The 696-nt window shown below is 72.0% G+C and carries 2 protein-coding genes; both read right to left on the bottom strand.

Annotated elements, in window-relative coordinates; all coding sequences use genetic code 11:
* A partial coding sequence (locus tag TR48_RS35935) for a phosphate signaling complex PhoU family protein (protein ID WP_042374787.1) occupies positions 1-351 on the bottom strand: 351 nt, incomplete at its 3' end.
* A gap of 134 nt (positions 352-485) precedes the next feature.
* Positions 486-696: hypothetical protein (locus TR48_RS35930; protein ID WP_161789971.1), on the bottom strand; the 211-nt coding region annotated here is incomplete at its 5' end.

Below are 696 nucleotides of genomic sequence, written 5' to 3'. Positions count from 1 at the left end.
TAGTTCCTTCGGGACGGCGTGGTCGGGGTAGCGGTGCCGCGCCAGTTTGGCCACGTGCAGGGCCAGGTCCCCGGAGCGCTCCAGTTCGGCGCTGATGCGCAGGGCGGTCACCACGGTGCGCAGGTCGGTGGCCACCGGCTGCTGGCGGGCGAGGACGGCGATGGCCCGTTCCTCCAGGTCGAGCTGCCACTGGTCGACCTGGGCGTCGGCGGCGATGACGGTCTCGGCGAGCTCCAGGTCCGCGTCCAGCAGGGCGGTGGTCGCGCGGCCGATCGCGGAGGCGGCCAGACGGGCCATCTGCTCCAAGCCGGCGGTGATCGCGTCGAGCTCCTCCCGGTACGCGTCACGCATCCCGCTCCCTCTCCTCCGCCTGGACGGTCTCCTCGTGGTTCAAGGGATACACCAGGGCCACCGAAACCCAGCGGCCCCGGACCGACCGGTCGGGCAACCGTTCAGCGGAGCCGACCGGATGGTCCCGGGCCGGGTCACCCCGGGATGCGGTAGAGGAGCATGCACCGTGGACAGACCTCAGGCAGGTCGTCGAGGCGGGTCAACGCCTGGGTTTCCGCCGCGGGCGCGATGAGCTGGCCGCACAGTGCTGCCGTCGTCCCCGTGGGCACCACGTGCCACGCTCGAACGTCCCGGTACTCGTACTCGGCCTTCAGTTCGTAGTCCACCGCCGCGCCGCCCTCGGCC

Origin of the sequence: Streptacidiphilus neutrinimicus (genome assembly GCF_000787815.1) — a bacterium.
In the GTDB taxonomy this organism is placed as follows: domain Bacteria; phylum Actinomycetota; class Actinomycetes; order Streptomycetales; family Streptomycetaceae; genus Streptacidiphilus; species Streptacidiphilus neutrinimicus.
Note: the sequence above shows the minus strand (reverse complement) of the source record. Positions and strands in the feature narration are given on the sequence as shown.